The sequence below is a fragment of the Arthrobacter sp. LT660 genome (assembly GCF_056172845.1).
This window is the reverse complement of sequence record NZ_CM149651.1, coordinates 1,502,102-1,520,927: the sequence shown is the minus strand read 5'-3', so window position 1 is coordinate 1,520,927 and position 18,826 is coordinate 1,502,102. Positions and strand designations below refer to the sequence as shown.

The 18,826-nt window shown below is 70.9% G+C and carries 17 protein-coding genes; 11 read left to right on the top strand and 6 right to left on the bottom strand.

Features of this window, described 5'->3' with window-relative positions:
* Positions 1-107 precede the first annotated feature (107 nt).
* The 7 genes from AC0QSG_RS06970 to AC0QSG_RS06940 all read left to right on the top strand — a co-directional run bounded on the left by AC0QSG_RS06970 (position 108) and on the right by AC0QSG_RS06940 (position 10,743).
* Positions 108-1,259: a GuaB3 family IMP dehydrogenase-related protein gene (locus AC0QSG_RS06970; protein ID WP_435726328.1), complete on the top strand. Its 1,152-nt coding sequence runs from the start codon at positions 108-110 to the stop codon at positions 1,257-1,259.
* Between the two features lie 2 nt (positions 1,260-1,261).
* Entirely contained in the window at positions 1,262-3,034 is a 1,773-nt protein-coding gene (locus tag AC0QSG_RS06965) for a glycerol-3-phosphate dehydrogenase/oxidase (protein WP_475377084.1), read from the top strand.
* The gene (locus tag AC0QSG_RS06960; RefSeq protein WP_475377083.1) at positions 3,015-3,503 is read left to right on the top strand and encodes a PTS sugar transporter subunit IIA; all 489 of its coding nucleotides are present in this window, start codon (positions 3,015-3,017) and stop codon (positions 3,501-3,503) included. The genes AC0QSG_RS06965 and AC0QSG_RS06960 overlap by 20 nt, the downstream gene beginning before the upstream one ends.
* Positions 3,504-3,609: 106 nt before the next feature.
* A complete protein-coding gene (locus tag AC0QSG_RS06955) occupies positions 3,610-4,515 on the top strand; it encodes an SURF1 family protein (protein ID WP_475377082.1) in 906 nt (301 codons plus the stop codon).
* The gene (locus AC0QSG_RS06950) at positions 4,512-4,982 is read left to right on the top strand and encodes a DUF3817 domain-containing protein (RefSeq protein WP_435726334.1); all 471 of its coding nucleotides are present in this window, start codon (positions 4,512-4,514) and stop codon (positions 4,980-4,982) included. The genes AC0QSG_RS06955 and AC0QSG_RS06950 overlap by 4 nt, the downstream gene beginning before the upstream one ends.
* A 41-nt stretch (positions 4,983-5,023) precedes the next feature.
* Positions 5,024-6,613, top strand: coding sequence for a glutamine-hydrolyzing GMP synthase (gene guaA / locus AC0QSG_RS06945; protein ID WP_475377081.1), 1,590 nt, complete (start codon positions 5,024-5,026; stop codon positions 6,611-6,613).
* Between the two features lie 257 nt (positions 6,614-6,870).
* On the top strand, positions 6,871-10,743 hold the full coding sequence (locus tag AC0QSG_RS06940; protein WP_475377080.1) for a DNA helicase: 3,873 nt from the start codon (positions 6,871-6,873) through the stop codon (positions 10,741-10,743).
* A 14-nt stretch (positions 10,744-10,757) separates the two neighbouring features.
* Here AC0QSG_RS06940 and cpaB read toward each other — a convergent pair whose 3' ends face one another.
* The 3 genes from cpaB to AC0QSG_RS06925 form a co-directional block, all read right to left on the bottom strand.
* The gene (cpaB, locus tag AC0QSG_RS06935) at positions 10,758-11,462 is read right to left on the bottom strand and encodes a Flp pilus assembly protein CpaB (protein WP_475377079.1); all 705 of its coding nucleotides are present in this window, start codon (positions 11,460-11,462) and stop codon (positions 10,758-10,760) included.
* A 121-nt stretch (positions 11,463-11,583) separates the two neighbouring features.
* On the bottom strand, positions 11,584-11,877 hold the full coding sequence (locus AC0QSG_RS06930; RefSeq protein WP_475377078.1) for an FmdB family zinc ribbon protein: 294 nt from the start codon (positions 11,875-11,877) through the stop codon (positions 11,584-11,586).
* Positions 11,878-11,975: 98 nt separating this feature from the next.
* On the bottom strand, positions 11,976-12,587 hold the full coding sequence (locus AC0QSG_RS06925) for a 5-formyltetrahydrofolate cyclo-ligase (RefSeq protein ID WP_475377077.1): 612 nt from the start codon (positions 12,585-12,587) through the stop codon (positions 11,976-11,978).
* A gap of 40 nt (positions 12,588-12,627) precedes the next feature.
* On the opposite strand from AC0QSG_RS06925, the gene AC0QSG_RS06920 reads away from it, so the two are divergent.
* From AC0QSG_RS06920 to AC0QSG_RS06905, 4 genes are all read left to right on the top strand, one after another.
* On the top strand, positions 12,628-13,245 hold the full coding sequence (locus AC0QSG_RS06920) for a GNAT family N-acetyltransferase (protein WP_475377076.1): 618 nt from the start codon (positions 12,628-12,630) through the stop codon (positions 13,243-13,245).
* A 249-nt stretch (positions 13,246-13,494) separates the two neighbouring features.
* Entirely contained in the window at positions 13,495-14,220 is a 726-nt protein-coding gene (locus AC0QSG_RS06915; protein WP_475377075.1) for a hypothetical protein, read from the top strand.
* Between the two features lie 45 nt (positions 14,221-14,265).
* Positions 14,266-15,462, top strand: coding sequence for an aminoglycoside phosphotransferase family protein (locus tag AC0QSG_RS06910; protein ID WP_435726350.1), 1,197 nt, complete (start codon positions 14,266-14,268; stop codon positions 15,460-15,462).
* Positions 15,463-15,587: 125 nt separating this feature from the next.
* Entirely contained in the window at positions 15,588-16,100 is a 513-nt protein-coding gene (locus AC0QSG_RS06905; RefSeq protein WP_475377074.1) for a hypothetical protein, read from the top strand.
* Positions 16,101-16,263: 163 nt separating this feature from the next.
* Here AC0QSG_RS06905 and AC0QSG_RS06900 read toward each other — a convergent pair whose 3' ends face one another.
* The 3 genes from AC0QSG_RS06900 to AC0QSG_RS06890 are packed head-to-tail and all read right to left on the bottom strand — an operon-like array spanning position 16,264 to position 18,822.
* Positions 16,264-16,932, bottom strand: a complete 669-nt coding sequence (locus AC0QSG_RS06900) for a response regulator transcription factor (RefSeq protein ID WP_475377073.1) — start codon at positions 16,930-16,932, stop codon at positions 16,264-16,266.
* Complete coding sequence (locus AC0QSG_RS06895) at positions 16,910-18,394, bottom strand: sensor histidine kinase (protein ID WP_475377072.1); 1,485 nt, start codon at positions 18,392-18,394, stop codon at positions 16,910-16,912. The genes AC0QSG_RS06900 and AC0QSG_RS06895 overlap by 23 nt, the downstream gene beginning before the upstream one ends.
* Positions 18,394-18,822, bottom strand: a complete 429-nt coding sequence (locus tag AC0QSG_RS06890) for a hypothetical protein (RefSeq protein ID WP_475377071.1) — start codon at positions 18,820-18,822, stop codon at positions 18,394-18,396. Before AC0QSG_RS06890 ends, AC0QSG_RS06895 begins: the two co-directional genes overlap by 1 nt.
* Positions 18,823-18,826: the final 4 nt, after the last annotated feature.

The window sequence follows — 18,826 nt, the reverse complement described above, 5'->3', positions numbered from 1 at the left end:
GCCCGGCGGAGTAGCCGGGCGGCCGGCGGCCCCACAGCCCGTCCCCGGGCAGGGCCGCAGCCCGTCCCGGCGCCAAGCCGTCGGGGGTGCGCTGATAGGCTTGCCCGGTGACTTACGAGATTGAAATCGGCCGCGGCAAGCGCGGGGCGCGTGCCTATTCGCTGGACGACGTGGCCATTGCCCCCAACCGCCGCACCCGGGACCCGCAGGACGTTTCCGTGGGCTGGCAGATCGACGCCTACCAGTTCGCGACCCCGATCCTCGGGGCGCCGATGGACTCGGTGATGAGTCCGGAGACGGCCATCGCCCTGGGGCGGCTCGGCGGCCTCGGGGTGCTGAACCTCGAGGGCCTCTGGACCCGCTACGAGGACCCGGCCCCGGTGCTCGCGGAGATCATCGACATCAAGGACGACACCCCGCTGGGCAAGAACGTCAGCCCGGCCGTCACGAAACGCCTGCAGGAGCTCTACGAGGCGCCCATCCAGCCCGAGCTCATCACGTCCCGGCTCGCGGAGATCCGCGACGCCGGCGTCACCGTGGCCGGCGCCCTGACGCCGCAGCGTACGCAGGAGCACTACAAGACGGTGGTCGCCGCCGGCGTCGACATCTTCGTCATCCGCGGCACCACGGTCTCCGCCGAGCACGTCTCGCAGAACCAGGAGCCGCTGAACCTCAAGCAGTTCATCTACGAGCTCGACGTCCCCGTGATCGTCGGCGGAGCCGCCGGCTACACCCCGGCGCTGCACCTGATGCGCACCGGAGCGGCCGGCGTCCTCGTGGGCTTCGGCGGGGGAGCCAGCGGCACCACCCGCCGCGCGCTGGGCATCCACGCGCCGATGGCCACCGCCATCTCCGACGTCGCCGCGGCCCGCCGCGACTACCTCGACGAGTCCGGCGGACGCTACGTCCACGTCATCGCCGACGGCGGCCTGGGCAGCAGCGGCGATATCGTCAAGGCGATCGCCATGGGCGCGGACGCCGTCATGCTCGGCAGTGCGCTGGCCCGCGCGGCCGAGTCGCCGGGCAACGGCTGGCACTGGGGCGGGGAGGCGCACCACCCCACGGACCCGCGCGGGGACCGCGTCCACGTGGGCACCGTCGGGCCGATGGAACAGGTCCTCTTCGGTCCGTCGCACCACACCAACGGCACCTCGAACCTGATCGGCGCCCTGCGCCGCTCGATGGCGACCACGGGGTACTCCGACCTCAAGGAATTCCAGCGCGTCGACGTCGTCATCTCGCCCTACCAGGTGGGTTGAGGATGCGGGCGGACGCTTCGGAGGACCGTGGACACGTCCTCGCCACGACCGGCGGGGCGCTGAGCCCCGGGTTCCGCGAGGAGTCGCTCGACGCGATGCGAGCCACCGCGTCCCCGGGCGAGCCGGAGTTGGACCTGCTGATCGTCGGCGGCGGAATCGTCGGCACCGGCGCGGCGCTCGACGCCGCCACGCGCGGGCTGCGCGTCGGGATCGTCGAGGCGCGCGACTGGGCGGCCGGCACGTCCTCGCGCTCGTCCAAGCTGATCCACGGCGGCCTGCGCTACCTGGAGATGCTGGACTTCGCCCTGGTCCGCGAGGCGCTGCAGGAGCGCGGGCTGCTGATCGACAGGATCGCCCCGCACCTGGTCCGGCCCGTGCCGTTCCTCTACCCGCTGACCAAGCGTTTCGTCGAGCGCCCGTACGTCGGCGCCGGCATCGCGATGTACGACGCCATGTCCCTCGCCTCCGGGCACAGCCGCGGTGTCCCCTTCCACAAGCACCTCTCGCGCCGGGGCACGCTCCGCAGCGCGCCCAGCCTTCGGGACGACGCGTTCGTCGGTTCCATCCGCTACTACGACGCGCAGGTCGACGACGCGAGGCTGGTGGTCGACGTCGTCCGCACCGCCGCGAAGTACGGGGCGCTGGCCGCCAACCGGGTGAAGGTCGTGGACTTCGTCCGCGCCGGCGAGCGGGTGGTCGGGGCCCGCATGGAGGACCAGGAGACCGGCGAGGTGTTCGAGGTCCGCGCCAAGCAGGTGGTCAACGCCACCGGCGTCTGGACCGACGAGACACAGGCCATGGTCACGGACCGTGGGCAGCTGAAGGTGCGCGCGTCCAAGGGCATCCACTTGGTGGTCCCGCGGGACCGGTTCCAGTCGACGGTCGGGATGATCCTGCGCACGGAGAAGTCCGTGCTGTTCGTGATTCCGTGGGGCCGGCACTGGATCATCGGGACCACGGACACGGAGTGGACCCTGGACAAGGCCCACCCGGCGGCGTCCAGCAAGGACATCGACTACATCCTCGAGCACGTGAACAAGGTGCTCAAGCGCCCTCTGACGCGCGAGGACGTCGAGGGCGTTTACGCCGGCCTGCGTCCGCTGCTCGCGGGGGAAAACGACTCGACGGCGAAGCTCAGCCGCGAACACGTCGTGGCGCACCCGGTCCCGGGGCTCGTCGTGGTGGCCGGCGGAAAGTACACCACCTACCGCGTGATGGCACGCGATGCGGTCGACGAGGCCGTGCGCGCCATGGACGAGGGTGTTCCGGCGTCGTGCACCGAGACCATCCCGCTGCTCGGCGCCGAGGGCTACCAGGCCTCGTGGAACGCGCGGCACCGGATGGCGCGGGCCGCCGGCGTGCACGTGGCCCGCGTGGAGCACCTGCTGGGCCGCTACGGATCGCTCACCCGGGACATCCTGGCGCTGATCAGCGAGCGTCCCGAGCTGGCCGAGCCGCTGCCCGACGCCGACGACTACGTGGCCGCCGAGGTGGTCTACGCGACCACGCACGAGGGCGCCCGGCACATCCACGACGTCCTGACCCGGCGCACCCGCATCTCCATAGAGGCGTGGGACCGCGGCGTTTCGGCGGCCCCGGAGGTGGCGCGGCTGATGGCGCCGCTGCTGGGATGGAGCGACGCGCAGGTCGAGCGCGAGGTGCGGCACTACGTCGCGCGTGTCGAGGCCGAGCGCGCAAGCCAGGAGGAGCCGGACGACGTTTCGGCAGACAAGACACGAATGAATGTGGAAGACATTGTCCCAGTCAGAGATTAGCCACCTCGGGGAGCTGACGACGCCGGAACTGGTCGTTCTGGACCTCGACGTCCCGGACCGCCGGGCCGCCGTCGACGTGCTCGCCCGCAAGATGTACGACGCCGGCCGGATCGGCGACCTCGACGGTTTCCTGAGTCAGGTCGGGAGCCGCGAGCACCAGTTGGCCACGGGCCTGCCCGGCGGGATCGGGATGCCGCATGCCCGCACGGAGCACACGGACCGCGTGAGCATCGCCGTGGGCGTGACGGCCTTCGGGCACTCGCTGGACTTCGGAGCGTCCGACGGCCCGGCGACCGTGGTGCTGTTGCTCGCGACCCCGGCGACGAGCTATTCGCTGCACCTCGGCGTCCTCGCGACGCTGGCGCGCAGCCTGTCCCGGCAGACGTTCCGCGAGTCGCTCCGCCGGGCCTACGACCCGGAGGTCATCGCGGAGCTCATCAACTCGACGGTCGACTTCTCCGATCTCTGAGCCGGCGGGCCGCGGGGGCGTTGCCGGGATCGGGATCGGCGGAACGAACCGAAGGCCGAAATGGTTCCATTCGTTGTTCTACAAGCAATCGAAGTAGTGTTAAACGGTGCTGAAAACCGCCCTTAAACCACAGTGGATCCTCGCGTTGGCGGGGGCGATCCTTGTGGCGTCGGGGTTCGTCTGGCTGAGCCAGTGGCAATTCGACCGCTCCCGGGAGGCCGCCCCGCCGCCGGCGAGCCAGACCGAAACGGCCGTGCCGCTGACCGAACACTTCCGCCCCGGCGTCGACATGCTCGCGGCCGACGCGGACCAGATCGTCACCGCCTCCGGGGAGTTCCTGCCCGGGAAACAGGTGCTGGTCGCGGACCGTATCCACGCGGGGGAAACGGGCTACTGGGTGGTCGCCGCGTTCGCAGTCGACGGCGCCGAAGACGATGCCACCATCCCCGTCGTGCGGGGGTGGCAGCCCGACGCCACCGAAGCCCCGGCCGTGCCCGAGGGCGAGGTCGAACTCGCCGGACGCCTGCTGCCCACCGAATCGCCCATCGACGGGCCGACGCAGGGGCCCGGCCTGGGCTCGCTCTCGGTGGCCCAGCTGATCAACCTTTGGGACGTTCCGTCCTACAGCGGTTTCGTCGTGGCCTTCGAGGCGCTCGACGACGCCGGGGACGACGTCGGCGCCGCGGCCTCCGGTCTCGCGGAGGTGGAGATTGGGCCGCAGCCGCAGGAGCGGGAAATCAACTGGCTCAACATCTTCTACGGCATCGAATGGGTGGTCTTCGCCGGTTTCGCCGTGTTCCTCTGGTGGAGGCTGGTCGCCGACGATTACCGCCGCGAACAGGAGGACCTGGCCGACGCGGCGGAAGCCGAAGCGGAGGCAGAGGCACAAGCCGCCGCCGCGCAAGCCCCCGCCGATCACGAGAGCAGCCCGCAAGCCCCCGGTGCGAACTCCACCGGCACCCAACCCACCGGCACCCAACCCGCCGACACCGAGAGCAAGGACCAGAAGTGAGCAACGAGCCCGCATCCGCCCGAGCGTCGAAGCGCCGATTCGCCGGCACGCCGTCGCAAATCCGCAGCGCGGCCTCCTTCTACAAGGTCCTGGCGTACGCAACCGGCGTGATGCTGCTCTTCGTCGTCGTGGAGATGGTGGCCAAGTACGGCTTCGGCGCGGAGATCGTCGCCGGCGGCACGCTCGCCGACGGGACGGACAACACCCTGGGGCTGTTGCCCGACGGTTCCTTCGAGGGCGGCGTCAACCTGTCCAAGGTGGTGCTGATCGTCCACGGCTGGATGTATGTGGTGTATCTCATTGCGGACTTCCGCCTCTGGTCCCTGATGCGCTGGCCGTTCACCCGCTTCATCACCATCGCGCTGGGCGGAGTGGTGCCGCTGCTGTCCTTCTTCATGGAAAAGCGCGTGCACGGCGAGGTGGAGCGCGAACTCGCGAACCACCCGGAGGCCGCCAGGCGCTACTGAGGCGCACGGCCCGGCGCCCGCCGTCGACTAAGCTGGACTCCGTGACCAACGCAGCCCCCACCCCAGAGCACAAGCCGGTTCTGGTCGTCGACTACGGTGCCCAGTACGCGCAGCTGATTGCCCGCCGCGTACGCGAGGCCAACGTGTATTCGGAGATCGTCCCGCACACCTTCACCACCGAGCAGATCATGGCCAAGAACCCGGCGGCCATCATCCTCTCCGGCGGCCCGGCCAGCGTCTACGCGGAGAACGCGCCGTTCGTCGGACCCGACCTGTTCGAGGCCGGCGTCCCCGTCCTGGGGATCTGCTACGGATTCCAGGCGATGGCGAACGCCCTCGGCGGCAAGGTCGCGCAGACCGGCCTGCGAGAATACGGCGCGACCGACGCCACCGCCGTGCTGGAGAAGCCCGAATCGATCCTCAAGGGCCTGCCCGGCATCCAGAACGTGTGGATGAGCCACGGGGACTCCGTGCAGGAGGCCCCGGAGGGCTTCGAGGTCCTCGCGACCACGGCCGGAGCGCCCGTCGCGGCGTTCGCCAACGAGGACAAGCGCCTCTACGGCGTCCAGTGGCACCCCGAGGTCAAGCACTCCGTGTACGGCCAGCGCGTGCTGGAGAACTTCCTGTTCAACGGCGCCGGCCTGGAGCCGGACTGGACCACGGGCAACATCCTCGAAGAGCAGGTCGACCGGATCCGCGAGCAGGTCGGCACCGGCCGCGCCATCTGCGGCCTGTCCGGTGGGGTCGACTCCGCCGTCGCGGCCGCGCTGGTCCAGCGCGCCATCGGCGACCAGCTCACCTGCGTTTTCGTCAACCACGGGTTGCTGCGCGAGGGCGAGGCCGAGCAGGTGGAACGAGACTTCGTCGCCGCGACCGGCGCCAAGCTCTACATCGCCGACGAGCGCGAGCGCTTCCTGACCGCCCTGGCGGACGTCACCGACCCGGAGACGAAGCGCAAGATCATCGGGCGCGAGTTCATCCGCGCTTTCGAGGCCGCCGAGGCCGCGATCATGGCCGAGGCCGCCGACTCCGGAGAGCCCGTGCGCTTCCTGGTGCAGGGAACGCTGTACCCGGACGTCGTGGAGTCCGGCGGCGGAGAGGGTGCCGCGAACATCAAGAGCCACCACAACGTGGGCGGACTGCCGGAGGACCTGCAGTTCGAGCTCGTTGAGCCGTTGCGCGCGCTGTTCAAGGACGAGGTCCGGTCGGTGGGGGCGCAGCTCGGCCTGCCGGCGGAGATCGTCCAGCGACAGCCGTTCCCCGGACCCGGCCTGGGCATCCGCATCATCGGCGCGGTCAACGAGGAGCGCCTCGAGCTGCTCCGCAAGGCCGACGCCATCGCCCGCGCGGAGCTGACCGCGGCCGGACTGGACCAGGAGGTCTGGCAGATGCCGGTCGTGCTTCTGGCCGACGTCCGCTCCGTGGGCGTCCAGGGCGACGGCCGGACCTACGGCCACCCGATCGTGCTGCGGCCCGTCTCCTCCGAGGACGCGATGACGGCGGACTGGTCGCGGCTGCCGTACGACCTGCTGGCGCGGATCTCCAACCGCATCACCAACGAGGTCGACGGCGTGAACCGCGTGGTCCTGGACGTGACCAGCAAGCCGCCAGGCACCATCGAATGGGAGTAGGCGCCGCGCGCGGACTGCCGCGGCGACGCTGAACGGGGAGGAGGGGCCTTGGCGCCCCTCCTTTCCGCATTCAGCGCCGTTGGACAGTGTTTCGGTCAACGAACGGCGCGGGCGAGTCCAGTAGTTTAGAGGGAGCCCCGCGTGCCCGACCGCGCGCGGGAGTGTCACGGCCCTGCGCCGACGGACAGCGGCACGGCGCGACGGCGCCGAACGGACCGCACGACGGCGGCGCAACAGCAAGGAAGGCGGGTGTTCCGGTGGTAGGGACTCAGGAGAGCGGGGCGGCGTTGGCCGGCTGGCTGGAGAAGCTGGGCCCCGGTGCCGGGACGGATACCCTGCTGCGGTTCGCCGGGTCGGGGTCCAACAGCATCGACCTCACCCACGCGCACCCCTCCGGTCTCGCGCAGTTCCTGGCCGGCCGCCGCACGCGCCTGTCCATGCTGCTGCGGGACGCGGACACCTACACTTCGGGGCGCCGCACCGCCCGTGCCCTGCGCGCCAAGATCCAGGAACTCTCCGAGGACCGCGGCATCGACGTCGGCTACCTCGCCTCGGGAATCGCCACCTGGCGGGCCACGCAGGACGGCCGCAGCGAACAGTTCAGCGCGCCGATCATGCTGGGGCGCGTGGCTCTGACCCTCCGCGAGGGCCAAGACGACCACGAGGTCCAGCTCTTGGGGCGCGCACAGGTCAACCCGGCGCTGGTCCGCTACTTCTCCGAGACCCACGGGCTGGAGATCGACGCCGCGGCGCTGAGCGGCGCCGCGTACATGACCGCCCGGTTCGACCCGCGCCAGGCCATGGACACGCTGCGCGAGCAGGTGGCGGACATTCCCGGAACCGTGATCGAACACCGGTTGCTCGTCTCCACGTTCGCCGACCTGGCGGACCCCGCGGATCCCGCGCGGCTCGACCCGGAACACCCCGTGATCGCCCGTCTGCTGGCCGCCGACGCGGGGGAGGACGTCGTCGTTCCCGAGCCCCAGGTCACGGTGCTCAGCAGCGACGAGCGCGACCCGGCCGACGAGATCCTGGTGCTGGATGCCGACGCCAGCCAGCAGGAGGCCCTCGACCTCGTGGAGGCAGGGGAGTCCGTCGTGGTGTCCAGCCCTCCCGGAACCGGACAGACGCAGACCGCCATCAACGCGGCCGCCATCCTCGCCGGGCAGGGCAAGCGCATCCTCGTCGTGGCCGAGCGCCAGGCCACGGCGCTGGGATTCGCCGAGCGCCTCGAGGAGCTGGAGCTGGGCAGCCTGGCCCTGCGCATGTCGCCGGAGACCGGCCCCGAGGAGCTGCGCGTGCAGATCACCCGCGCCATCCTGCGCAACGAGCGGGCCACCCAGCCGCAGCTCGAAAAGCTGCACAAGACGCTGACCAGCCACCGCCACGCGCTGCTGGACCACGTCCGTTCGCTGCACAACGTGCGCAGCCGGTGGGGATGCTCGCCCTACCAGGCCATGCAGGAGCTCGCGCGGCTCACCTCGCTCGAGCCGGCCCCGGCCACAACGGTCCGGCTCAAGCGCAGCGTCTTGGACAGCATCACCAGCCGGCACGAGACGGCGGCCAAGCTGCGCCGCGCGGCCGAGGTCGGCAGCTTCAGCCGGGCCGTCACCGATAGCCCCTGGTACGGGGCGCGGCTGCGCAACCGCAAGGAGACGGCCCAGGCCCTCGAACTCGCGACCAGCCTCGCGTCCGACCTTCCCCGGCTGCGCGAGAACATGCTCAAGGTCGCGGCCCACTCGGAAATCAAGCTCGGCACCACGTTCGTCGAATGGGGAGAGCAGCTCGAGCTCCTGGTCGCCGTCCGCGGTAGCCTCGACAAGTTCGAGGCCGACATCTTCGACCGGTCGGTCGAGGACCTCATCAGCGCCACCGCGCCGTCGTCGTGGCGCCGCGAGCGGGGCATCGAGATGAGTTCGATGACGCGTTCCAGGCTCCGTCGCGTCGCCAAGGAGTACGTCCGGCCCGGCGTCCACATCGCGGACCTCCACGAATCGCTCGTGGACGTCCAGCGCCAGCGCGGCATGTGGACCCGCTACGCCACCAGCCAGCGCCATCCGCTGGTTCCCACGGGCCTGCTCGAGCTGAACGCCGCCTACCGCGACGCGGACGCCAGGCTTGGCAAGCTCGTGGACGCGCTCGCCCGCACGGACCACAAGGACGCGCTGCAGCGTCTGCCCGTCGACACGCTCGTGGGACGGCTGGCCCGGCTCGTCGAGGACCGCGGCGCGCTCGAGGTCCTTCCCGAGCGCACGCTTCTCCAGGAGCAGCTGCGGGAGCAGGGACTCGCGGACCTGCTGGCCGACCTGGCCGAGCGCGAGGTCGCGGCCGAGGACGTCGCGGCCGAATTGGACCTGGCGTGGTGGCAGTCCGCACTGGAGGCGATGATCAGCGGTGACGAATACCTCGCGATGGCCGACGGCGCCAAGCTGCGCCGGCTCGAGGCGGAGTACCGGCTGGCCGACAACACCCACATCGGCTCCGGCGCCGGCCGTTTGCGGTGGCTGATGACCCAGCGCTGGAAGGCGGCTCTCGCGGACCACCGCGCGGCGTCCCGCGAGCTGCGGACCATCCTCAAGGACGGGGAACCGACCATGGAGGCGCTCTCCCGCCTCGGCGTCCCGCTCGTCAATTCGCTGGTGCCCATCTGGATCGGCTCGCCGCTGCTGATCCCCGCGGCGGTGCCGTCCGACGTCGAATTCGACGCCGTCATCCTGCTCGACTCCGATTCGCTGTCGCTGCGCGGGGCGATCGGATCCATCAGCCGCTCCAGGCAGGTGGTCGCGTTCGGCGACGCCATGCTCGGTTCGCCGCGGAGCTTCCACGTCTCCGTCGATCCGACCGCGTCCAACCGCGAGCCCGCCGAGCCCGTGAGCACCTTCGGCGCCCTGTCCACGGTGTTGCCCGTGCGCCGGCTCGACACCGTCTACCGCGGGGTCGACGAGGGCCTCACCGAGGCGCTCGGGCAGGCGTACTACGACGGGAACCTGCGTCGGCTTCCCGCGGCACGCGCCATGGCCGGCGGCACTCCGTCGCTGTCCGTCGACTACGTCGAGGACGGCATGGGCATGCCCGGCCCGTCGGGCGAAGCGGTGGAGACGACCGTCGCCGAGGTCAACCGCGTCGTGGACCTCGTCTTCGGGCACATCCGCCGCCGGCCGAACCGTTCGCTGGCCGTGATCGCCGCCAACCAGCGGCACGCCGCGCGGATCGCCGAGGCGATCGCGCTGCAGCTGCCCAACTACCCTTGGGCGGCCGACTTCTTCAAGCGGTCCACCGAGCGCTTCCAGGTCTCGTCCGTGGAGCGCGCCCACGGACTGGTCCGCGATGCGGTCATCTTCGCCCTCGGGTTCGGACGCACCCCGCACGGCAAGGCGGTACACGACTTCGGCGCGCTGTCCGGGGAGCGGGGAGACGAGTTCTTCGTCACCGGCGTCACCCGGTCCCGCGACCTGCTCCACCTGGTCACTTCCGTGCGGCCGGAGGACCTGGACGAAACCCGCCTCAACGGCGGCGCGAAGCGCTTCGTGGAACTCGTGGGCAGGGTCCTGTCCGGGCATTCGGGCGTTCGGAACGAGGGGGGAGAGCTCGAGGATCCGCTGGTGGCGGACCTCATGTCCCGCCTGGCCGAGCGCGGGGGCATCGTCAAGCCGCGCTACCGGGGCGTGTTGGACCTCGCCGTTCAGTCGCCGGATGCCGACGGCAAGGGGGAGCCGCCGCTCGCGGTGATTTCCGACGGAACCGAGGACTACCGCCGGATGACGGTGCGGGCCCGCAGCCGTTTGCGGCCGCAGCTGCTCGAATCCATGGGATGGCGTTACGTGCCGTTGTGGACGATAGACGTCTTCAGCGACCCGGCGTCGATCGCCGACACGCTGGCGGATCAAGTCGGCTTGGAGCCGGCGGACCACCACACCGAGGCGGGGGAGAACCACGTGTCCGACGACGAAAGCCGGCCTTCCCAGGCGGCCGACCAGGATCCGACCGACGACGCCCCGACGAGGGGACGCCGTTCCGGCGACAGCGTGATACCGCGGTTGGCAGCTGAGGACGACCCCCGTTCCTGGGGCGACAGCGTGGAGGACCGGGACAGCTGGCTGCGCGAACAGCGGCCGCCGCACTGGAACTAGCTCCCGGCACCGGTTCACGGCGACCCCACCATCAGGAGGAAGATCCGGCCGCGGCTGGCCGCGCCGGCGAGCTCGGCGGAGTCCTCCTGGGGTGCGGCGACGACGACCATGCCCCGCGACGCGCCGGATCCGGGCCAGGCTCCGGAGTCGTCCCCGGTGGGGACCCACAGCACGGGGACGGAGCGGGCGATCACCCGCGACTCGACGGGTTGTTCGTACCCGTTTCCCTCACTGAGGACCACATCGACGAGCTGGCCCGGACGCAGTAGCCCCACGGTGTCCGGATCCGCCGGGCGGATCGGGACCGCCACGGTCCCTGGCGCGGTCCCCGTCAGCAGCCCCGGTCCCACCAACGACGCCGCCGGGACCGGCGATCCGGCGGCCAGCGGCACGGCCAATTGGCTCCCGGACACCTCCGCGATGCTGGTGCCGGCGTCCGGCGGCACGGCTCCGGACGCCAGCTCACGCAGCTCCAGGGCGTCCGATCCCAGCACGGAACCGGCGGGCAGGTCGCGGCTCGCGACCACCACGTCGACGACGGGCGAATGCGCGGGAGCCAGCGCGGAAAGCGCCGCCGCGACCGACAGCGCGGCGAGGCAGGCAGCCATCGGACGCCGGTAGAGAGCCAGCAGTTCGCGCCAGGAGCGACGGTAGCCGGTTCCGTTCCGGCCCGGGGCGGAACGTGCTGCCGGGCTCTGTAACGCGAAGGGGATCCTCATGGATCCAGTAGGCCACGGACCAACGCAAAGGGCCGCCCGCGATCCGAAGACTGTGGACGGCCCGGCCCCCACGGGGCGAAGACTGGTGCTGTGCGGGGCGGGTGCCCGCGCGGGGGAAGCGCTAGACCGAGGCGCCGGAAGTGGCGGCGGCGGGCACGGCGGGTGCCGGCTTGGAGGCCTCGGACGCGCCCTTGGTGTCGCCGGTTCCGGATGCCGCGGGTGCCGTCGCGGTGGATCCGCTGCGTGAATCCGTGCGGTAGAAACCCGATCCCTTGAACACGACGCCCACGCTGTTGAACTTCTTGCGCAGGGTCCCGGCGCACTCGGGGCAGGACGAGAGGGAATCGTCGGTGAAGGACTGGACGATCTCGAACGCGTGGGTGCAGTCCTTGCAGGCGTAGGCGTAGGTCGGCATGGGTTTCCTTCCGGTGTGGCGGGGTCGGGGATGGTCCGTGGCCGGAACCGCCGCCGCCCGCGGGCTGGCAGTCGAATCCCCAGACTGCCAATTCTACATCACCGAGCGGCGTCGTCCCCGAACCACGTGATGCCGGAGGGGGTCAGCACGGCGTCCACCCTGCGGTCCAGGGCGTTGTAGACGAAGGAGTCCGCGGGCAGGAACTCGTGTTCGTAGACCATCGAGAGCAGCAGCGGACGCGGGGTGAATTCGTCCAATGACGCAATGAAACGGTCGTAGTAGCCGCCGCCCTGGCCGAGCCGCGCGCCCGTGGTGTCGATTGCCTGGGCGGGCACCAGCACGACGTCGACGCCGGCCATCACGTCGCTCCCGTGCCGGTCCCCCATGGGTTCGGCGATAGGCGCCACGGCGCTGCGGCTGGTGGCTATGCCCGGGTGCCAGTCGGTCCAGCTCAGCCGCCTGCCGGGTTCGCAGATGGGCACGAGGATGCGGTATCCCTGAGCGTGGAGGGCGTCCATGAGCCTTCCCGTGGGTGGCTCCGCCCCGTAGGACAGCACACACGTGAGCGTGCGGCGGGGCGCCTTGGCATCCAGCCACGGGAGCAGGTGTGCCTGCATCGCATCCGCTTGGGCCTGGCGCGCCTCGGGCGTCAACGCGCGGCGAAGTGCCCGGTACCGTTCGCGGGCCGTCTCCTTGTTCAGTGTGTCCACCAAGCCATCCTAGGGAGATGGACACGGATAAGCTTCCCCCATGGACTACGGCGCGCGGTTTTGGCCGGTCACCCTGCAAAGCGGTGACCTGTTGTTGCGTCCGCTGCGCCACCGCGACCGACGCGCATGGACCGATCTGCGCCGGGACAACGCCGAGTGGCTCCGCGCGTGGGAAGCGACCCAGCCCAACCCCGGCGGCCGGATGCCGACGTTCCGCGAGATGGTCTCCTCGCTGAACCGCCAGGCGCGCTCGGCGCAGTCGTTGCCCTGGGTGATCGCCGTCAGGGAACCGCCCGTCCGCGAACCTGTCATGGCCGGGCAGTTGACGGTTGCCGGCATCATGTGGGGCTCGGCGATGACGGCGTCGCTGGGATACTGGGTGGACCAGGCCCGCGCCGGGCAGGGGCTCGTTCCCACGGCCGTGGCCCTCGCCGGCGACCACTGCTTCGGCACCCTCGGGTTGCACCGCCTGGAGATCAACATCCGTCCGGAGAACTCCGCCAGTCTTCGGGTGGTGGAGAAGCTCGGGTTCCGCGACGAGGGCATCCGGCGGAACTACCTGCATATTGACGGCCGCTGGGCCGACCACAGGACGTTCGCGCTCACGTCCGAGGAGGTCCCCGGGGGACTGATGAAGCGCTGGCTCGAGACGCGCTGAAACGATCCGCCGCGGCGCGCCGGGGAACGAATCGCCGCAGATCAGCGGACACACCGCGCCCAATGCCGGTCCTGCGTGTCGCGTGCCAGTAGCGTCGAACCTGTGGACGTCCAAGTCGAGAGCTCTGCGGTCCTGGTGGCCATGGTTGGAGTGATGCTCGCGTTCGTCGTCCCGGGTCTTTTGCGTCGGGGCAAGGACGCGCCCCGCAGTGCCCGCCCAGTCCGCAACGACAGTCCACGGAGGAAAACGATGGCAACACGAGCACCCCAGGCCGCCGCGCCGCGCACTCCGCTGCGGATCCGCACTGGCCCCGCCGCCGTCGCCGCCGCGGGTGCGCTTGCCGCCGTCGTACTGGTCGTCGGGGGAGCGCTGGCGCCCTTCGGCGTCGTCTCCGCGATGGTGCCCCTCCTTGCTGCCTTGGTGCTCGTCGCGAGTTTCGCGGGCCTGCGCGTGCTCGCGGTGGCCGGCCGTCGTCGCCGGGCCCTGGCCCGCATGGAGGCCGCCTTCGCGGAAGCCATGCAGGCCCCACGCACCGAATCCAACGCGCCCCGCCGCGAAACGAAGCTCTTCGACGCGCAGCCCGCGCAGCAGGTCGAGCCCGCTTCGCTGACGGTCCACGAACTGCGGGCGGCGGCGCGCCGCGTGGCGGCGGACGCAGGCCCCCGGTCCGTGAAACCGCCGACCTGGGATCCCGTGGAGGTCCCGAAGCCCACCTACGTCGACGCGGCCAAGGCCGAGCGCCCGGCGCCGGCAGCGTTGCCGCAGCCCGAGGAGAAGAAGGCCACGGGCGTCACGAGCATCCTTCAGGACACGCGGGTGCTCGCCGCCGCGGAGGCCCGGGACGCCGCGCCGGACGGCGTCGTCACCGGACCGGGGGAGCGCACCGGCGCGGCCCGCGGAAGCGTCGCGGAAAGCGTCCCGTTGGACACTGGCCGCATCAACCTCGACGCCGTCCTGCAGCGCCGCCGCGCCTAGTTCCGCGACGTGTCCGCGACGTCCGGATGGCCCGAGGAGCTCCACGTGGGCTTTCTCGAAGCCCACGCCGCCGAACTGATCGAGGCGGCCACCGGCACCGAAGTGGCCCGGCCGCCCCGGCAACTCCAGCTCCAGCACCGTCCGGGCGCCGGGGTCAGCGCCCTCTACGAACTACCCGCCGCCGCGGGCTTCATCGGCATGACCACCGAAACCATGCCCGCGACGGAGGGCACGGTCCGCGTCGAGATCCCGGCGGACGCCGCGCCCAGTTCGAGCGGCAAGCCGGTGACCGGACCCTTGGTGGTCTCCATGTGGCGGCATCCCCACGACCCGAAACTGCCCGGACTGAGGTCCGCCACCGTGGAGCAGGAGGTGTGGCGGATCTGGGGCCGGGACGATACGCTGCGCCGGCTCGAGACCGTCACCTACCGCCCGCTGCGCCGGGCGGTGGTCCGCGCCGAATTCGCCACGGCCGCACCCGTCGTCCACACCCGCCGCCTGTACCTGAAGGTCATGCGCGCCGGGCTGGCCGAGGGCCTGCACCGGCGCCACCGCGTGCTGCACGACGCCGGACTGCCGGTGCCGCGCCCCGTTGGCGAGCCAGTGGACGACGTCGTTGCCCTCGCCGAGGTCACGGGGGACCCAATGTCGAAACTGATTCTGCAGGACGGCGCCACCTCCCTGGCCCCGGGCGACCTGTTGGAGCTCCTGGACCGGCTCCCGGAAGAGGCATTGGGCTTCCCCCGCAGACCCGCGTGGTCGGACCGGCTGGGTCGCTACGCATCGGCGGCGGCCGTGGCGCTACCCGAGCACGGGGAGCGCATCGGACGTCTGGAACGGCACCTCGCTCGGTTGCTGGGCTCAACGGACCGCGGGCCCGTTGTGCCCACGCACGGCGATTTCTACGAGGCCAACCTCCTCATGGAAGGCAACCGGATTTCGGCGCTCCTGGATGTGGACGGGGTGGGCCCCGGACACCGCGTCGACGACCTGGCATGTCTGCTGGGACACCTCGGTGTCCTGCCTGCGGTGGACATTCGCTACACGCGGATAACGGAGGCCCTCGACCACTTTGGTGGGGCGTTCGCCGCCCACGTGGACCCGGGAGCCCTCTGGGCCCGGTCCGCCGCCGTGGCGGTGTCGCTGGTCGCCGGGGCACGGACTGCCGGCGCCTCCGGCTGGAACCGCCAGGCGCTGGCGCGGCTGGTCGCGGCCGAGGAGCTCGCAGACCGGGCAAACTGAGTCGAACCCGTAGATGAGGGTTTTCTCATGTGTTTCTCCTCTGCCTCTCATCAGGCGTGCGCACACTGGGGTGGAAGGCAAACACCGGACCCGGTCACACGGTCCCCGCATGAGGAGCAACGACAATGATGAATCACAGATTCTGGACCATCACCGGGTCCCTCGGCGTCGTTGCCGTCGGCGCCGGAGCGGCTGTCGCAGACAACCACGTCTTCGACGACTCGTCCGATCGCGGAACCGGCATCCACTCGACGGCGGCAACCCAGGGCGCCCGCACGGCCGTAGCGCCGGAGCCGGCCGTTGCCAGCGTCAGCCCATCCGCCATCAACGACGACAACTTCACGCAGCGCGGCCTCTCCGCCGCTTCCACGGACACCTCGGGTTCGGCCAACACCTCCGGTTCGGCGAACACGTCGGGCTCTGCGAATACCTCGGGTTCGGCCGATACGTCGGGTTCCCCCAACACGGCGGCCACGCCGCCGACGCCCCCCACCCCGCCGACACCCGCTTCCGCCCCGTCGCCCGTGTCGGCGGCAACCCCCGCCACGCCGCCGACCCCGATGTCGCCGGCGTCTCCCGCCTCGCCGGTTTCGCCGGCGTCCCCCGTCAGCCCGGTGAGTGCGGCATCTGCCGACTAGCCTCCTGACGGTACCCCCAAGCGATGGCGTTGCCGGCCCCCCACGGCAACGCCATCGTTCTGTGTTTTGATGCCTTGCCAGTCTCTGTCGGCATAGTCGCCGTCGTCGTGCGCGGTGCGCTCGCGGAGGCCAGCGCACGCGAACAGCCCAGCGTTCCGGCCGTCTACCCGTCGCGCGACAGCCTGTAGCCCATGCCGCGGACGGTCTCGAAGCGGTGGGCACCCAGCTTGTTGCGCAGGTAGCGCACGTAGACGTCCACGACATTCGATGACGGATCGAAGTCGTAGCCCCAGACGCGCGAGAGCAATTGCTCCCGGCTGAGCACCTGGCCGGGGTTGCGCAGGAACGCCTCGGCCAGCGCGAATTCGCGGGCGGAGAGGTCGATTCCGTGTCCACCCACGGTGGCCCGGCGTGAGCGGAGGTCCAGGGAGAGGCCGTTGTGTTCGATGACCTCCTGGTGCGCGCCGTTCGCCTCCGGGCGCAGCCGCAGCCGGACACGCGCCAGCAGTTCCTCGAAGCGGAAGGGCTTGGCCATGTAGTCGTCCGCCCCGTTTTCCAGGCCCTCGACGGTGTGCTCGATTCCGGACCGCGCGGTGAGGATGATGACCGGCACGTCGTTCTTTCCTTGGCGCAGCGACCGCAGGACCTCGAATCCGTCCATGTCCGGCAGGCCGAGGTCGAGGACGACCAGTTCGAAGTCGCCGGTTTGGGCCAGATGGAGGCCGGCGGTTCCGCTGGCCGTCACCGTTGGCAGGAAGCCCGCGGAGCGCAGCCCCTTGGAGACGAACGCGCTGATGCGTTCTTCGTCCTCAATAATCAGGATCTGGCTCATGCGTTCCCCTTTCTTCCGGCGGGGGCACGAAGCCCCGCAACGGTAGGTCCAAGTAGAAGGTCGATCCAACGTCCGGTGTGGACTGCACGCGCACGTCTCCCCGGTGGCCGGCGGCGATGGCACGCACGATTGTCAGCCCGAGCCCGGATCCCTCCGCGCGGCTGCCGTTGCTGCCCCGGGCGAACCGGCTGAAGATCTCTTCGCGGTCCTCCGGCCGGATGCCCACGCCCTCGTCGCGCACCCAGAGGCGCAGGTGGTCGTCCAACAGCGTGGAACCGAGCGCCACCGTGGATCCCGGCGCGGAAAACTTCACCGCGTTCTGGCACAACTGGAGCATGGCCTGGGTGATGCGCCGCGGATCCAGCTCCAACGAGCCGTGCGCGCGCCGTTCGATGATCCAGTGGCGGTCCCCCAGCGCGCGTGCCTTGTCCAGCACGTCGTCGAGGAGGTGGTCCAGCTCCACCGCCACGGGCGCCACGAAGTCGGCCCTGTCGGACTTGGCCAGCGTGACGAGGTCGTCCACGAGCAGCGTCATGCGGTCGAGCTCGTCGAGGGCAACGGCGCGCGTCTGGGTCACGTCGTCGAGGTCCGTGTTGTCCTGCAGCTCGAGGTGGCCCTGGATGATCGTGATGGGGGTGCGCAATTCGTGCCCGACGTCGTCCAGCAGCTGGCGCTGCGAGCGCAGCGCGAGCTGGAGCCGGTCCAGCATGTTGTTGAACGTGCGCGACAGGTCGGCGAGATCGTCGGTGCCGGCGACCGCCAGCCGCTCGTCGAGATCGTGTTCGGTGATCTTGTCCGCGGTCCGCCTCAGGTCGCGCAGTGGCCGCAGCAACCGGGAAACCAGCACCCCGCCGAGCAGGGCCGCCAGGAGGAGTGACCCCAACCCGGCGGCGAAGAAGACGGCGTACGTCTGGTTGAGTTCCTTCAGGGCCGCGGTGGAGTCGTAGGCGAGCACGAACAGCATGGGCTGCTGGTCCGACGCGAGTTGGACCGGGACCACCACCAACCGGTAGGTGGTCGAGCCGGTCTCGAAGTTGCGCAGCACCACTCGCTCCGGAGGGCCCTCGGCGACGAGGGCCCTGACCAGATCGCCGTCCTGCTCCAGGCGCAGCTCGACCGACTCGGGCGCCTGCCACCGCACCCCGCCCGGCTCCAGGGCCATGAGGCCCTCGTTCGTGGAGGGCAGCGTGCGCTGCATGGCCACGTAGACGAGCGACTCCGCCGATGAGAACGGCCGTCCGGTCTCCAGATCCACGCCGCCCTCGGCCAGGACGCGGAATTCCCGAACCGAACGGGTGAGCGAGTCGTCGATCCGGTCGGCCACCTGACCGCGCTGCACGCCGTATGACGTCGTCCCGGCGACCAGCAGCGTGAGCAGCGCCAGCAGCACCATCGAGGTGAGGATGCGCGCACCGACGGAGCCGTGGCCGCGGAGCCAGTCGAGCCGGCGCCCGTCCTCCATCAGCCGTCGTCCCGGTCGTCCCGGTCGTCCCGGTCGTCGTCATCGTCGTCGTCCGATTCGTCGTCGGGGCGGTCCCCGCCGTGGTCGTCGTATTCGACGGGCGGGGCGGGCGCCACGGGCTGCGGCGAACGGGTCGCCGAGCGGCTCGGACGCGGGGACGCGGACGACGACGGCGCCGCGGACGGCCTGGTCGACGACGGCGTGGCGGACGACGTCGGCGCGGAAGACGGTGTGGAGGACGGGGACGCGGACGACGACGGCGCGGTGGGGCCGGGCGCACCGCTTCCGGCGGGAGTCGTGGACGTCAGTCCGGGGCCCAGATCCACCGGCTGCGGCGCGCCCAGGGCGACGCCGAGCATCGCGCCGATGGTGAGCAGCGAGGCGGCTACGGCCGCCACGAGGAGCGGCCGGATGGTCCGGGGAAGCATGGGA

Bases quoted from the DNA above. Each gene is read 5' to 3' on its own strand.
- AC0QSG_RS06965 (WP_475377084.1), top strand. From the start codon at position 1,262: ATGCGGGCGGACGCTTCGGAGGACCGTGGACACGTCCTCGCCACGACC.
- cpaB (WP_475377079.1), bottom strand. From the start codon at position 11,462: ATGAGGATCCCCTTCGCGTTACAGAGCCCGGCAGCACGTTCCGCCCCG.
- AC0QSG_RS06930 (WP_475377078.1), bottom strand. From the start codon at position 11,877: ATGCCGACCTACGCCTACGCCTGCAAGGACTGCACCCACGCGTTCGAG.
- AC0QSG_RS06920 (WP_475377076.1), top strand. From the start codon at position 12,628: ATGGACTACGGCGCGCGGTTTTGGCCGGTCACCCTGCAAAGCGGTGAC.
- AC0QSG_RS06915 (WP_475377075.1), top strand. From the start codon at position 13,495: ATGGCAACACGAGCACCCCAGGCCGCCGCGCCGCGCACTCCGCTGCGG.
- AC0QSG_RS06905 (WP_475377074.1), top strand. From the start codon at position 15,588: ATGATGAATCACAGATTCTGGACCATCACCGGGTCCCTCGGCGTCGTT.
- AC0QSG_RS06900 (WP_475377073.1), bottom strand. From the start codon at position 16,932: ATGAGCCAGATCCTGATTATTGAGGACGAAGAACGCATCAGCGCGTTC.
- AC0QSG_RS06895 (WP_475377072.1), bottom strand. From the start codon at position 18,394: ATGGAGGACGGGCGCCGGCTCGACTGGCTCCGCGGCCACGGCTCCGTC.
- AC0QSG_RS06890 (WP_475377071.1), bottom strand. From the start codon at position 18,822: ATGCTTCCCCGGACCATCCGGCCGCTCCTCGTGGCGGCCGTAGCCGCC.